The organism is Pseudomonas sp. QC2, assembly GCF_002859085.1.
Lineage (GTDB): Bacteria > Pseudomonadota > Gammaproteobacteria > Pseudomonadales > Pseudomonadaceae > Aquipseudomonas > Aquipseudomonas petroselini.
The window spans coordinates 216,989-230,444 of the sequence record NZ_PKKS01000021.1; the positions used below are offsets into that span (position 1 = coordinate 216,989).

At 62.0% G+C, this 13,456-nt stretch carries 12 protein-coding genes; 9 read left to right on the plus strand and 3 right to left on the minus strand.

Annotated features, from left to right (window positions below):
- Nucleotides 1-9 precede the first annotated feature (9 nt).
- A complete protein-coding gene (locus QCBJ_RS20080) occupies nucleotides 10-441 on the plus strand; it encodes a general secretion pathway protein GspC (RefSeq protein WP_102061436.1) in 432 nt (143 codons plus the stop codon).
- Nucleotides 442-447: 6 nt separating this feature from the next.
- Here the strand turns inward: QCBJ_RS20080 and gspI are convergent, their stop codons facing one another.
- Nucleotides 448-834, minus strand: a complete 387-nt coding sequence (gene gspI, locus QCBJ_RS20085) for a type II secretion system minor pseudopilin GspI (RefSeq protein WP_012724400.1) — start codon at nucleotides 832-834, stop codon at nucleotides 448-450.
- Nucleotides 835-980: 146 nt separating this feature from the next.
- Between gspI and gspG the strand changes: the two genes are divergently transcribed.
- The 7 genes from gspG to gspF are packed head-to-tail and all read left to right on the plus strand — an operon-like array spanning nucleotide 981 to nucleotide 9,097.
- Entirely contained in the window at nucleotides 981-1,430 is a 450-nt protein-coding gene (gspG, locus tag QCBJ_RS20090; RefSeq protein ID WP_102061437.1) for a type II secretion system major pseudopilin GspG, read from the plus strand.
- Between the two features lie 8 nt (nucleotides 1,431-1,438).
- Complete coding sequence (gspK, locus tag QCBJ_RS20095) at nucleotides 1,439-2,404, plus strand: type II secretion system minor pseudopilin GspK (protein ID WP_102061438.1); 966 nt, start codon at nucleotides 1,439-1,441, stop codon at nucleotides 2,402-2,404.
- Nucleotides 2,401-3,573, plus strand: coding sequence for a type II secretion system protein GspL (gene gspL, locus QCBJ_RS20100; RefSeq protein ID WP_256581543.1), 1,173 nt, complete (start codon nucleotides 2,401-2,403; stop codon nucleotides 3,571-3,573). Before gspK ends, gspL begins: the two co-directional genes overlap by 4 nt.
- The gene (gspM, locus tag QCBJ_RS20105) at nucleotides 3,566-4,111 is read left to right on the plus strand and encodes a type II secretion system protein GspM (RefSeq protein ID WP_102061439.1); all 546 of its coding nucleotides are present in this window, start codon (nucleotides 3,566-3,568) and stop codon (nucleotides 4,109-4,111) included. The genes gspL and gspM overlap by 8 nt, the downstream gene beginning before the upstream one ends.
- Entirely contained in the window at nucleotides 4,108-6,474 is a 2,367-nt protein-coding gene (gene gspD / locus QCBJ_RS20110) for a type II secretion system secretin GspD (RefSeq protein WP_102061440.1), read from the plus strand. Before gspM ends, gspD begins: the two co-directional genes overlap by 4 nt.
- A complete protein-coding gene (gene gspE, locus QCBJ_RS20115; RefSeq protein WP_012724394.1) occupies nucleotides 6,471-7,889 on the plus strand; it encodes a type II secretion system ATPase GspE in 1,419 nt (472 codons plus the stop codon). The genes gspD and gspE overlap by 4 nt, the downstream gene beginning before the upstream one ends.
- Entirely contained in the window at nucleotides 7,889-9,097 is a 1,209-nt protein-coding gene (gspF, locus tag QCBJ_RS20120; protein ID WP_102061441.1) for a type II secretion system inner membrane protein GspF, read from the plus strand. Before gspE ends, gspF begins: the two co-directional genes overlap by 1 nt.
- A 65-nt stretch (nucleotides 9,098-9,162) precedes the next feature.
- On the opposite strand, the gene QCBJ_RS20125 is transcribed toward gspF, so the two are convergent.
- Nucleotides 9,163-10,305, minus strand: a complete 1,143-nt coding sequence (locus QCBJ_RS20125; protein WP_012724392.1) for a polysaccharide lyase family 1 protein — start codon at nucleotides 10,303-10,305, stop codon at nucleotides 9,163-9,165.
- Nucleotides 10,306-10,956: 651 nt separating this feature from the next.
- On the opposite strand from QCBJ_RS20125, the gene QCBJ_RS20130 reads away from it, so the two are divergent.
- A complete protein-coding gene (locus QCBJ_RS20130) occupies nucleotides 10,957-11,637 on the plus strand; it encodes a hypothetical protein (protein ID WP_145994233.1) in 681 nt (226 codons plus the stop codon).
- 72 nt (nucleotides 11,638-11,709) lie between these two features.
- Here the strand turns inward: QCBJ_RS20130 and QCBJ_RS20135 are convergent, their stop codons facing one another.
- Nucleotides 11,710-13,413 (minus strand): ABC transporter ATP-binding protein/permease, encoded by a 1,704-nt coding sequence (locus QCBJ_RS20135; protein ID WP_102061443.1) that lies wholly within the window; start codon nucleotides 13,411-13,413, stop codon nucleotides 11,710-11,712.
- Nucleotides 13,414-13,456: the final 43 nt, after the last annotated feature.

Genomic DNA, 13,456 nt, shown 5'->3' on the forward strand with positions numbered 1-13,456 from the left:
GGTTTCGTCTTGGCACACACTTTTCGTTTATCGCCCGCGCAATGTGTGCAGTCGGCGGCGTTGCTCGCGACGTTGGCGGGCGTGTTGGTCTGGTCATCACTGCTGCTGACCCCGGTCCAACCCAGCGCACCGCCGGCCGAGCGCGAAGGCGCCGCAGTTGCGGTCGACAGCCCGGCATTGCAGTGGTTCTCCAATCGGCTTGCAGTGCTGGATATCAAGGTTTCAGGGATGATGACCGGTGCGCATGGCGCGGTCGCGATCCTCAGTCTCAACGGCATGCCACCCCGTGGGTTTCTGGTGGGGGAGCGCTTGACCCAGGGGGTGCGCCTGGTGGCGATTGAGCGCGACACCGTGGTGATTGAGCGCGGCAGCGAACGGACTCGATTCAAGGTCAGCACGCTGCCCGACGCTCAGTCGATGCCACGATTGACCCGGCCCTGAGCCCGCTCATTCGCGTTTTTCCACGGGCTGGGCGAGCAGCGTCTCGAGCCGCGCCAACGGCGGCGCCTCGCGTTCGCGGTCCGAGACCTGCAGCGTGACGCGCATCAGCCGGGGGTCTGCACTCGGCGCGATCACTTGCCCGCAGCGCAGTTGCAGGCGCCCTTGATCACATTCGAAGGCTTTGTGCCCCGGTGCCAGCCGGCCTTCCAGGCGCAGTTCGGCCAGTCGGCTCTGCGCCGCCAGCAGTGCCAGTGATCGGTCACGCAGCAGGCCATTGCTCTGGGTCATCAGGCCAGCAACGCGCACGGCTGCCGACATGGCCACGGCAATAATCGCCAACGCCACCAGCACCTCGATCAACGTAAAACCTTGCTCCTTGCGCGACAGCTCCATGGGTGACTCTTTACCGAAAACCGGCATGCAGGATAACACTCGAAAACAGGCAGATGACTCAGCGTGCGGCTGAGTTTTTTCAATACACCATTTAGTTCATTTGTTACACTGCGCGCCGAATTGCAAACAAGCCAAGGATGGTGGATATGGATGTCGCTCGCGTCAAACTTCAGTCTGCTGGTGGCCGAGGCCAGCAGGGGTTCACCCTGATCGAGATCATGGTGGTGGTGGTGATTCTCGGCATCCTCGCGGCCATGGTCGTACCCAAGGTGCTCGACCGTCCGGATCAAGCCAGGGCCACGGCGGCCAAGCAGGACGTCTCCGGCCTGATGCAGGCACTCAAACTCTATCGCCTCGACCACGGCACTTACCCGAGCATGAACCAGGGGCTCAAAGTGCTGGTGGAGCGCCCGGCGGACGCCAAGAACAGCAACTGGCGTTCCTACCTGGAGCGTTTGCCCAATGACCCGTGGGGGCGTCCTTACCATTACCTGAACCCTGGCGCGAACGGCGAAGTCGACATCTTCTCCCTCGGTGCAGACGGGCAACCTGACGGCGACGGCGTGAACGCCGATATCGGCTCCTGGCAGCTCTAAGCGCTGCCATGAAAAACCCTTTGCTCAATAGCGCGAAACAGCGCGGCATGGCGATCATCAGCGCCTTGCTGATCGCCGCCGTGGTGGCGGTTATCGCCGCTGGCATGCTCACCCGGCAGAGCGTGTTTACCCGCTCGCTGGAAGCTGAACAGTCACGCCTGCAAGGCAGTGCGGTGCTGCTCGGCGGCCTGGAAACCAGCCGGCAACTGCTGTGGGATGCGCGTCGCAAGGAAGCACCAACGCGGCGTGACCAGGCATGGGCGCAACCGATCAAAAGCGCCCTCCCGGGTGCAGGTTTTGATGGGCGCCTGGAGGATCAGCAAGGCAAATTCAACCTGCGGAACTTGATCGCCGGCGAGCGCGTCAATGCCCGGCAATTACGCAGTTTTGAGCAGCTGTGCGCCATGCTCGGCATCGAGGCTGGCGTTGCGCAACGCATCAGTCAGCGCGTCATTGCCGCTTATCCGCGCCAGGAACATTCGCAAAGCACGCCGCAAAACCGGTTTAACAGCGGCCGCGCGACCTCGCCCGACGCCAACGCCAATCCCGTTCCTGCAACCCGGCCGATGCTGCGCAGCCTCGACGACCTGCGCGGTATCCAGGGCGTGAATGAGCGGGTGTTGGCGCGCCTGGCGCCCTATGTCAGCGTTATCCCGGTCAGTACCTGGGTCAACAGCAATACCGCCAGCGCTGAGGTACTGGCCGCGGTAGTGCCTGGGCTATCGCTGACCCAGGCGCAGGCCTTGGTCGCAGAGCGTGATCGGGGCCAGTGGTTTATCAATCGTGGCGACTTTCTCAATCGCTTGCGTGCGCCGCAGTTGAGCGTCGACGACCTTGATGTCGGCATCACCAGCGAATGGTTTCTGCTTCACGGTTACGCCCGTCGTGACAAGCGCCGGGTCAGGGTGGACGCATTGTTGTATCGCTCGGAGAGCGACATGCCCAAGGTGATCTGGTCGAGACTGGGCGTATGAGTGTGCGCATTGCCTTGCCGCCGCTGAACAGCCTGACGCCGGACACTGAGCTTGCGTTCGCACGCCTGGACCGCAACGGTCGCGTCAGCCAGACCGGCGTCAGTACGCTGGCGTTGCTGGGGCAAACGGCTCAATCGCAGAGCGTGGAGTGCTTTCTTCATCCCATGGACAGCGTCCTCACACAGTTGCAGTTGCCACCGCTGTCGGCCGCGAAGACCCAGGCGGCGGTGATGTGTGCGGCACAGGCGCTGATCCTCGGTCGCATTGAACAGATGCATATCGCGCACAGCCCTGGCGATGCCGATGGGCACGTGTTCCTCAGTTGGTTGCCGACGTCGGTCCTGGAGCGTTTCGGTGAGGTGTTGAGCCAGCACCGGTTAAAGCTGCGGGGGCTTTATCCTGCACCCTATGGCCTGCCGGTGCCACCGGCCGGGCACATCAGTGCCTGTGTGCTGGAGGGGCATTTGCTGCTGCGCCATAGCCTTGAGCAAGGCGTGGTCGAACCGCAGGTTCAGGCGAGCCTGGACGCGCTGGCGGCCAGTGGCAGCCGCTTGGCCTGGTTCGGTGACGACACCCCCGCTGCAGTGATCGAGCCACAACCTGCGCAGCAACGATGGTCTGCTGCTTTACCTACGTGGGGATTACACGGCGGCGTCGGCAAGGCACCAGGGTCGCAAGCGGGTTGGGGCAGGGCGCTGGCCTGTTGCGCGCTGGCAATCGGCGTGTGGCTGCTGGGCCTGAACCTGTACGCCGCGCGTGAGGCCAGCGAAGGCCAGCAACTCAAAATGCAAATGAGTCAGCGGGTCAAACAGGCGTTTCCCGAGTTGCCGGTGATCCTTAATCCACTGCAACAAGCCCGTCAGCAATTGAGCGCGCGGCAAAACCCGGCCAGTAACGACGCACCCCAGCGCTTTGCCGGCCTGATGCTGCAAGCCGCCGACGCGATGCCGTTCATGGTCGGCAATGTGCAGGGCCTAGTCTTTGAACAGGCAGAGCTGCACGTGAGTTTGACCGCCGATGCGCGGCGAAATACCCCAGATAACGCCTGGCAAGCCACCCTGGCCCAGGCCGGCGTCGCGGCTCAGGCCACGCCGACGGGCTGGCGCCTGCGCCCGGCCGATGCCGAATCCCGTGAACCCGACTCCGGTGCTGCAAGCGACAATGAATAAGCATTCCTTGACCCTTTGGCGTGGCCAATGGCAGCACTTCAACGCGCGCACACGGGGCGTTTGGCGAGGCCTGTCACGGCGGGAAAAACGCATGGTCGCGGGCACTGCGCTGCTGCTCGTCGGGCTGCTGAGCTGGCTGGTCCTGATCCAGCCGGCCTTGAAGAAAATCGAATATTGGCAGGCTGAAACACCAAAGCTGCGTGCGCAAACCGAGGCACTCGAACGCTTGCTGCGCGAGGTGCCGACGCCAACCGCCGGCCAGCCCCTCGAACCGGCCCTGCGCCAAAGCCTGGATGCGCGCGGGCTGGTCGGATATTACCAATTGACGCCGGTGGAGACCGGCTGGCAGTTGACGTTCGAAACCGCACCGGCTGACGCAGTCATCGGTTGGCTGGTGAGCAACCCAATGCAATTTTCTCTGGAAGTGGTCGAGGCCCGTTTGCAGCGTGCAGGCGAAGCCAAGGCCGATGATACGGCAGGCACTCTGTCGGGAACTGTCCGCATGGATCAGGCGTTTGGCGCTAAGGAAGCTTCATGAAGTGGTCAGGTTCCAATTATGTACGCAACGCCGCGCCGTTCCTGTTACTGGCACTGAGCGCGTGCAGCACGCAAACGGCTTCCAACGCGCCACCGCTGCTGGTCGACAGCGAACTCGGCCAGCCCCTGGCCAACACCCAGCGCAGCGGCGACGTACTCCTGGAACGCCAGCGCGCCCAGACGCAGATCGAGCGGCAAGCGCGGCCGCAGCGTACCCTCGTCAATCCGGTGCGCCGGGGCGGCGCAAGTATCGGCGGTACAACGCTGAGCAACCCGCTTGGCAGCCAGCCGGTGAGTCTGAATTTCGTGGATGCCGACATTCAAGCCGTCGTGCGCGGACTCTCCCGCGCCACCGGCCGGCAGTTTCTGGTCGACCCACGCGTAACCGGTTCCCTGACCCTGGTGTCTGAAGGCGAAGTACCGGCCCATCAGGCCTACGATATGTTGCTGGCGGCATTGCGCATGCAGGGCTTCAGCGTGGTCGACGTCGGCGGCGTGGCCCATGTGGTACCGGAGGCCGATGCGAAATTGCTCGGTGGGCCGGTCTACAGTGCCGACCGGCCGGCGGCGAATGGCATGCTCACGCGCACGTTTCGCCTGCATTATGAAAACGCGGTGAACCTGATCCCGGTGCTGCGCCCGATCGTCTCGCCGAACAATCCGATCAATGCCTACCCCGGCAACAACACCCTGGTCATCACCGACTACGCCGATAACCTGACGCGCGTGGCGCAGTTGATTGACAGCATCGACAGCCCCAGCGCGATCGACACCGATGTCGTGCAGGTCCAGAACGGCATCGCGGTGGACATCGCCGGTATGGTCTCGCAGCTGCTGGAACAGCCTGGCAGCGACGCCACCCAGAAGATTTCGGTGGTGGGCGACCCGCGTTCCAACTCGATCATCATCCGTGCCGGCAGCCCGGAGCGCACCGAGCTGGCGCGCAACCTGGTGTACAAACTCGACAACGCCCAGAGCAATCCGAGCAACCTGCACGTGGTGTACCTGCGTAACGCCCAGGCGGCGAAGCTGGCCCAGGCACTGCGCGGCTTGCTCACCGGTGAAAGCGACAGCGGCACCGGCGATACCGGACGTTCGGTGCTGAGCGCGATGGGTGGCAACACCAGCGGCGGGCAGAGCGGCCAAAACAGCCCAAGTAGCACCAGCCAGACGTCGAGCAGCGGCAGCAGTTCCAGCAACGGCACCGGCATGGGCTACGGACAGAGCGGCGGCAATTCGAGCAGCCAGGCCGGCGCCCAGGCCACGGACCAAAGTGTCGCCTTCAGCGCCGGCGGTGTCACGATCCAGGCGGACGCCACCACCAACACCTTGCTGATTTCCGCGCCCGAGCCGCTGTACCGCAACCTGCGGGAAGTCATCGACATGCTGGACCAGCGTCGCGCACAGGTGGTGATCGAGAGCCTGATCGTTGAGGTCGGCGAGGACGATGCCAACGAATTTGGCGTGCAATGGCAAAGCGGTGACCTGGCGGGCAAAGGGGTGATCGGCGGCACCAACCTGGGCGGCAGCGGGCTGCAGACCGGCGGCCTGACCAGCATCGACGCGCTGCCCGGTGGCCTGAGCGTGGGTTACCTCAGCGGCACGGTGAACATCCCCGGTGTCGGCAATGTCATGGACCTCAAAGTGCTGGCCCGCGCCCTCAAGAGCAAGGGCGGCAGCAACGTACTGTCAACGCCGAACCTGCTGACCCTGGACAACGAAGCCGCGAGTATTTTCGTCGGCCAGACCATTCCGTTTGTCAGCGGCAGCTACGTGACCGGAGGGGGTGGCACCAGCAACAACCCGTTCCAGACGGTGACGCGCGAGGAGGTTGGGCTCAAGCTCAATGTACGGCCACAGATCTCCGAAGGCGGCACGGTCAAGCTCGATATCTACCAAGAAGTCAGCAGCATCGACGAACGCGCCTCCAGCAGTGCGACGTCGGCGGGCGTGGTGACCAACAAGCGCGCAATTGACACCAGCATCCTGCTCGATGACGGGCAGATCATGGTGCTCGGCGGCCTGCTGCAGGACGGCTACAGCCAGAGCAACGAGGCGGTGCCCTGGCTGTCGAGCATTCCCGGGCTCGGCGCGTTGTTTCGCAATGAACGCCGGGCCACCACCAAGACCAACCTGATGGTGTTCCTACGGCCCTATATCATCCGTGACAGCGCCGGTGGACGGGCGATTACCCTGAACCGCTACGACTTCATCCGCCGGGCCCAGGGCGCACTGCAACCGGAGCGCAGTTGGGCGATGCCGGGCATGCAGGCGCCGCAATTACCCGCCGCGGCCGTGGGGGTGCCGGCGGCACCGGGAAGCGGGCAACCCCGCGCGACGATTCGCGCAGTGCCGCTCCAATGAACGCGTTACCCTACGCCTGGGCCAAGGCTCAACGCATCCTGCTGCGCAATGGCGAGGAGGGTGCGGTGCTGACGGTTTGCCCATCGACACCCGGCTGGTCGATCAGCGAGGTGCGCCGGCAGTTCGGCGCGGCGCGGCTCGAGCAGGTGCGGGACGAGGAACTCGACGGCTTGCTCGCCGCAGCCTACGCCGACACCGGCAGCGCGGCGGCGGTGGTGGGGGCGGCGGAAAACGAAGTCGATCTTGACCGCTTGATGCAGGACATCCCGGAAATCACCGACCTGCTGGACACCCAGGACGGCGCGCCGGTGATCCGCATGATCAACGCGTTGCTCACCCAGGCGGCGCGTGACGAGGCCAGTGACATTCACATCGAGCCTTACGAAAGCCATTCGGTGGTGCGCTACCGGGTCGACGGCACCCTGCGTGACGTGGTCTCGCCGCGTAAGGCGTTGCACGCGGCGCTGGTGTCGCGGATCAAGATCATGGCGCAACTGGACATCGCCGAAAAACGCCTGCCCCAGGATGGCCGCATCGCGTTGCGCGTGGCGGGTCGGCCGATCGACATTCGCGTATCCACGGTGCCCACCGGCCACGGTGAGCGGGTGGTGATGCGTTTGCTCGACAAACAGGCCGGGCGCCTGCAACTGGAAACCCTCGGCATGGACGTGCAGGTGCTGGCCAAGCTGGACAACCTGATCCGCCAGCCCCACGGCATCGTGTTGGTCACCGGCCCCACCGGCAGCGGTAAGACCACCAGCCTCTATGCCGCGCTCGCACGGTTGGACGCCAGCACCAGCAACATCCTCACCGTTGAAGACCCGGTGGAATACGACCTGCCGGGCATCAGCCAGATCCAGGTGAATGCCAAGATCGACATGACTTTCGCCCTGGCCCTGCGAGCGATCCTGCGCCAGGACCCGGACATCATCATGATCGGCGAGATCCGCGACCTCGAAACCGCACAGATCGCAGTGCAGGCGTCGCTGACCGGGCACCTGGTGCTGGCCACGCTGCACACCAATGATGCGGTATCGGCGGTCAACCGGCTGATTGACATGGGCGTCGAGCCGTTCCTGCTGGCGTCTTCTATGCTCGGCGTGTTGGCGCAAAGGCTGGTGCGGCGCCTGTGCAGCCACTGCAAGCAGGAAGATCCGGCCCACCCCGGCACGTGGCGGCCGCTTGGCTGTGCCGCCTGTAACCACACCGGCTACAGCGGCCGCACCGGCATCCATGAGTTGTTCTGTATCGACGATGAGATTCGCGCGTTGATCCACCAGGGGGCGGGTGAACAGGCCCTGCGCCTTGCGGCGCGCGAAGCGGGCATGTTCAGCCTGCGCGAAGACGGTGAGCGTTGGGTGCGCGCAGGGGCCACGGCGCCGGAAGAAATCCTGCGTGTGACACGGGACGCCTGATGAATCGCTACCGTTTCGAAGCCGCCGACGCCACCGGCAAGCTTGAGTCCGGGCACCTTGAAGCCGATAGCCAGCGCGCCGCGTTCGGGGTGTTGCGCAGCCGTGGTCTTACCGCGCTCTCGGTGCAGCTTGAAACCCCTGTGCCTGCCGGCGGAGGTGCAGTGTTCAGCGCCAGGTTCTCCGACAACGACCTCGCCTGGGCCACGCGGCAACTGGCGAGCCTGCTGGGCGCCAGCCTGCCGTTGGAGGCCGCCTTGAGCGCCACGGTCGAGCAGGCGGAAAAAAAGCATATCGCCCAGACCTTGAGCGCGGTGCGCGCCGATGTACGCGGCGGTATGCGCCTGGCTGAGGCCCTGGCGACACGGCCACGGGATTTCCCGGCGATCTATCGCGCATTGATTGCCGCCGGTGAAGAGTCCGGCGACCTTGCGCAGGTCATGGAGCGTTTGGCCGATTACATCGAAGAACGCAACAACCTGCGCAGCAAGATCCTCACCGCGTTTATCTACCCGGGCGTGGTCGGGCTGGTGTCGATTGCGATCGTGATCTTTCTGCTCAGCTATGTGGTGCCGCAGGTGGTCAGTGCGTTTTCCCAGGCTCGCCAGGACTTGCCGGGGCTGACCCTGGCGATGCTCAATGCGAGTGATTTCATTCGTGCTTGGGGAGTATGGTGTTTCGGTCTCATGGCCGCCGGCTTCTGGGGATGGCGCCTGTATTTGCGTAACCCGGTGGCGCGCCTGAACTGGCACAGCCGGGTGCTGCGCTTGCCCTTGATCGGGCGCTTTGTGCTGGGCCTGAACACGGCACGGTTTGCCTCGACCTTGGCGATTCTGGGGGCCGCCGGGGTGCCGTTGTTGCGTGCCCTGGAGGCGGCGCGGCAAACCCTGTCCAATGACCGCTTGAGCCTCAGCGTGAGAGATGCCACGGCGAAGGTGCGCGAAGGCGTGAACCTCGCGCCGGCGTTGCGCGTGGAAAATGTGTTCCCGCCGGTACTGATCCACCTGATCGCCAGTGGCGAAAAAACCGGTTCGCTGCCGCCAATGCTGGAGCGGGCGGCGCAGACCTTATCGCGCGATATCGAGCGTCGGGCCATGGGCATGACGGCGTTGCTGGAGCCACTGATGATTGTCGTGATGGGCGCGGTGGTGCTGGTGATTGTAATGGCCGTGCTGCTGCCGATCATCGAGATCAACCAGTTGGTGCAATAGCTGCAAGCGCGCACTAAAAAGCCCCCGTCACCGAGGGCTTCTTTTTACTGGGTACAACCGTTCAGTCAGAGCTTGCCGGCGCCGGCCTTGGCCTTGACGTCTGCAGCGACTTTGTCCGCCGCCAGCGGTGTGTAGTTGTAAGGCGGGGTCCAGCCGATGCTTGCGGTCCAGGGGCAGGTCAAGGCGCTGCCATTGAGGGTCGAGCCGCTGTCGCGGTATACGCTGCCACCGTAGTCGCCGGCGATTTTGTCGCAGCCGCTGATGCCGCTGATCTCGAACGCGTTTTTCTCGGAGAAGATTTTCGAGCCTTTGCCGACGCCATGCGCGTACGAGAAGGGGTAGACCTTATCGCTGGTGCTACCCACGTGGTAGTTGTTGTACAGGTGCACCTGGCCGAAGCGCACGCGCGGGGCGCGGGCCGAAATGTTCTCGAACAGGGAGTTGTGGATCGTCACCTTGAGCTTGCCGTCATCGGTGGTGCGGCTGTCGCTCGAACCGATCAGGTTGTTCTTCTCGTGGGACTTGAAGGCGGTGTACGAAATGGTCACGTAGTTGGCGCCGTTTTTCACGTCCAGGGCGCCGTCGTGGTGCTGTTTCGGGCGACCGTTAGCGGTGCCGTTCTGCGCATCGGTGCGGCGGCCGTCGGTGAAGGTGACATGGTCAACCCACACATTGTTGGCGCCTTCGATGGTCAAACCATCGTATTCGGAGTTCCAGTTACCTTCCTTGCCATCATTGGCATCCCAGATCGGCTCTGGGTCCCAAGGGTTCTCGATGGTGAGGTTGCGAATGATCACGTCGTTTTCTTTGGCGTAGAAGAAACCTTCGCGGATTTCGGCGGTGCTGCTGGTGCCGACGATGGTGGTTTTGCCGGGAATATCCAGACGGCCACGCTTCTTCATATCCGCAGTCGTCGTATAAGCCTTGCCTTCACTGACGTCGATCACGCCGGTGATCTTGATGATGCGTCCGTTGGTTCCCACCGAAGCACTCAGTGCGGTTTTCAACTCGGCAGCGTTTTTGACCGTGTAGATGTTAGCCGCGGCAGCCTTGGAGCCGCCCTTGGTGCCGCCATTCTGAGTGGCCCAGCCGGTCGTGGCCGAATCCAGCCAAATGTCCGCAGCGTGAGCCGGCAAGCTGCCAAGCACGAGTACGCCGAAAATAGCACTGGCCAGTTTGCACGCGGTGAAGGTTGATGGTGTTGTCATGAATAATCAGATCCTTGATTAACTTGAGGTTTTAAACACGCACAGGTGTGGCGTGTTTCTCGAGCGGACGTCCGTGTCATCGGTGCAGCGAATCGAACGTCCGCTGCATGAGAAATACTATCATGTGTCGTTTTGTTGTCGTACAACTGAATGCGCTTTGATGTGCATTCATTCGCAAGTCGAGCGTTTTGTTCTTGATCAACAAGCCGGGCATCCAACCACATGCCAGGCGTTACCAACCTGATCCGTGACCGCCAGGATCGCCTGCTCGAAGACCAACAGCGCCGACGCGCTGTCCGAAGGCGAGCGTGCCAGCACTCTCCGGGGGACGGTGCAAGCGAGAATGTGTCGACAAGGGTCATGTAAATTTCCAGAAAAGAAATTTCGTGTGCAAGCGATAGTGTCTGATCAGGAATAGGGTCCAGTGGTTACTTTTTCTCAGGTCAGAGAGTAGTTCTTATGGGTGTTTTCTAATCCCGGTTTTGTACGATGGGAGTTTCGGCTTGATCGCTACCACGCTGGAGCGTGGGAACGATCCCTCGGTGTCGGCAGAAGGCCGTTTTATCGGGATGGTCGTCTGATTTGGAATGGGTTGTCAGGGCACCTGGCTAGCTGACAAACAATGGATCTGCTTATTCACAGAGGTGGAATGTGCCACGGACGAAAAAACCTCACCTGTTTTTGACGGTGGGGATGCTCATCGCTGTTGTTGCGGGTTACGGTATCTGGCTGTATTCAGAGTCGCAGAAAGTACGTTGGGTGGTCGATCTCGTCGGCGGCGAAGCCATTTTGAGGGCTTCCGAATACACCCCGTCGGATGAGGATTCGCTCTACATCAAATCGCTGCATTTATCACCCGACGAGCAGATGTACGACAGCGTTCGAGCGTTAAAACTGTGCCAGGAAATCAATGAAAAATGCCTGACTATCAGTTTGACCGTCGCCAATTTTCTGCTGATCAATACCACGGATGTGCAGGCAGCACGGAACGTCGTCCAAGGTTATGCGCGTTACAACATTCTGCAGGCGCAGCCATGCCCGGCAAAGTATGAGACTTCCCAGGTCATCAAGGACACCCAGTACCTGTCTACGTTACCCCCCGGCGAGGCCAAGCGTTTTGCCGAAGATCAACTGGCAAGAATTGAAACGAGCGGAGGGCTGATCTTTTCGCTGAGAACGCCTGAATGTCGTGGTTATTTTGCAGCACACCCGTATGTGGCCAGGGGATATCTCGCGCATATGGCGCTGCTGGTCAAAGCTGCTCAAGGAACAACCTCAGCGGCCTGGCTGTATTTGTTATCCCGTCCGGGCGTGTACGCGATCATCAAGTAAAAGGGAGTTTCTAAATGGCACAAGGTGCAATGCCCCCAACCTTGTCCCCGGTTGGGTCAGTCGTTTTTTCACTCACACCGTTCGACTCACCGCTCTATGCACCCATTCCACCTCATCTTGCAATTCCAGGACTTGGCCATGAAAGCGCTCCAGTGAGGCGTGGTGGCCGACGCTGATCAGGATCGTATCCGGCAGCATGTCTTTGAGTAGCTGGTAACAACGCGCCTCATTGGCGGCATCCATCGCTGCGCTGCTCTCGTCTAGAAACAGCACCGCAGGGCGAGCCAGGAGTGCGCGTACGAAGGCACAGCGCTGTTGTTCGCCGAGGCTCAGGGTTTGCGCCCAGTCGCGTTCCTGGGCCAGTTGGGTGTCCAGGTGTTCCAGGCCGACTTGCCGCATGATCTGCTGCAACACGGCGTCCTGTTCCTCATGGGCTGGGTGGGGGTACCACAGCGTCTCGCGCAAGCTGCCCAGGGGCAGATAGGTTTTTTGCGAGAGGGTGAGGGCGCGGTCGCGGTCATAGGCAACGGAGCCTGAAGCATGGTGCCAGAGGCCGGTGACGGCGCGAATCAGCGTGGACTTGCCGTATCCCGAGGGTGCCTTGATCAGTAGGCTGTCGCCGGGCTTGAGCGTCAGGTTGAAACCTTCAAACAGTCGTCGCCCGTCAGGCAGCCAGATGGCCAGGTTGCGAATGTGCAGGCCATCGGACCGTTGCGTCAGTACGACGTCGGAGTCGACCTTGACGTTATCCAGGCGGTTCTGGAAACCATCCAGCCGATCAACTACCGACTTCCATTCGGCCAGTTCCGGGAATACGCCTACCAGATAGGCCACGGCGGCATGCACTTCGCCAAACGCCGCGCTGATCTGGGTGAGACGACCAAGGGGGAAGGCCCCGGCGAAAAACTGCGGGGCCATGATGAACATCGGGATGACCGTGGCACTGCGCAGGTAGAAGGTCGAGTAACCCATGATCAGCTTCTGTTTTTTCACCAGGACCCAGAAGTTCTGCAAAGCCGCTTCCAGGCGCTGGTTGAAGCGCTGGCTTTCCACAGCCTCGCCCCGGTACTGGGCAACCGAATCGGCGTTCTCCCGCAGGCGCATCAATGAGAAACGGAAATCGGCCTCGCGCCGCTGCTGCATGAAGTTCAGATGGGGCAGGGCGCGGCCGAGCCAGAAGGCGAAACCGGTGCCCAACAGTGCGTAGAACAACGCCACCCACACCAGCAGCCCAGGAATCACCAGGCCTTCATCGCCCCATGGAATGCTGACCAGGCCCGAGGCCTGCCAGAGAATATTCAGGAATGAAAAAAGCGACACCACCGCCGTCAGCAGCCCCAGGCTCAGCTTCAGCGACTTGATGATAAACAGGTCGATATCTTCGGCGATGCGCTGGTCGGGGTTGTCTACCTCGGTCTCCGTCAATTTCAGCTTCTGGTAGCGCTGGCTGTCGAGCCATTGCGCGAGCAGGTTGCGCGTCGACCAGCGTCGCCACAGCAAGGTCAGTTTCTGCTGAAAGTGAAACGCGCCGACGGTAAAGGCCGCCAGGCCGATCTGGAGCAGGATGAATTGCAGGCCGCCCAGCAGGAAGCCCGGGTAGTCCTTTTCCTGCAGTGCATTATAAAAATGCAGGTTCCAGAAATTATTGAGGATATTGACACCCACCAGGCACAGGTTCATCGCCACCGTGGCCAGCAGCAATAGCAGGGCCGGGTATTTCTGTTCGGAGGTCCAGAAAGGCCGTGCCAGGCGCCAGAAAGTGCGAAGTGTATGCATGGGGGCTGAAGAGGTCCGGTCGCTGGCGACGTTGAGTTTGCAG

Coding starts and splice junctions, on each gene's coding strand:
- gspF (WP_102061441.1), top strand. CDS start 7,889: ATGAATCGCTACCGTTTCGAAGCCGCCGACGCCACCGGCAAGCTTGAG.
- gspE (WP_012724394.1), top strand. CDS start 6,471: ATGAACGCGTTACCCTACGCCTGGGCCAAGGCTCAACGCATCCTGCTG.
- gspI (WP_012724400.1), bottom strand. CDS start 834: ATGGAGCTGTCGCGCAAGGAGCAAGGTTTTACGTTGATCGAGGTGCTG.
- gspM (WP_102061439.1), top strand. CDS start 3,566: ATGAATAAGCATTCCTTGACCCTTTGGCGTGGCCAATGGCAGCACTTC.
- QCBJ_RS20125 (WP_012724392.1), bottom strand. CDS start 10,305: ATGACAACACCATCAACCTTCACCGCGTGCAAACTGGCCAGTGCTATT.
- gspD (WP_102061440.1), top strand. CDS start 4,108: ATGAAGTGGTCAGGTTCCAATTATGTACGCAACGCCGCGCCGTTCCTG.
- QCBJ_RS20135 (WP_102061443.1), bottom strand. CDS start 13,413: ATGCATACACTTCGCACTTTCTGGCGCCTGGCACGGCCTTTCTGGACC.
- gspK (WP_102061438.1), top strand. CDS start 1,439: ATGAAAAACCCTTTGCTCAATAGCGCGAAACAGCGCGGCATGGCGATC.
- gspG (WP_102061437.1), top strand. CDS start 981: ATGGATGTCGCTCGCGTCAAACTTCAGTCTGCTGGTGGCCGAGGCCAG.
- gspL (WP_256581543.1), top strand. CDS start 2,401: ATGAGTGTGCGCATTGCCTTGCCGCCGCTGAACAGCCTGACGCCGGAC.